This window comes from Caballeronia glathei (genome assembly GCF_000698595.1).
GTDB classification, from domain to species: Bacteria; Pseudomonadota; Gammaproteobacteria; order Burkholderiales; family Burkholderiaceae; genus Caballeronia; species Caballeronia glathei.
Genome location: NZ_JFHC01000330.1, coordinates 1 through 349, shown reverse-complemented (window position 1 = coordinate 349; position 349 = coordinate 1). Strand labels below are relative to the sequence as shown.

Annotated in this window: 1 protein-coding gene; it reads left to right on the top strand. The window is 63.0% G+C overall.

Going from position 1 to position 349, the window contains the following annotated elements:
• Positions 1-349 (top strand): AraC family transcriptional regulator ligand-binding domain-containing protein (locus BG61_RS39005; protein WP_035943929.1); only part of this gene is annotated, 349 nt, incomplete at both ends.

Genomic DNA, 349 nt, shown 5'->3' with positions numbered 1-349 from the left:
TATGCTGCGGATGGCCAGGCTGCCGGCCACGGTCCTCGACGATCCGAACCTGATGATCAGTGCCGATTCGGTGGGATGGCTGCTGGAAGAGTCGGCACGTCTGTCCGGACAGGAGGCCTTCGGATTGTTGCTTGCGGAAACGAGAAGCCTGGCCAATCTGGGCATGCTGGCGCTGGTGCTCCGGGAAGAACCAACGTTGCGCGCGGCAATGCAATCGTGCGTCCGCTACATGCGACTGCACAACGCTGGCGTGCAATTGCGGCTGGACGACGCAGGCGACGTCGTGCTGCTGCATATGGGCGCGAATATGCACCCCCCCGGCGTGTGGCGCCAGACGATCGAACAGTCA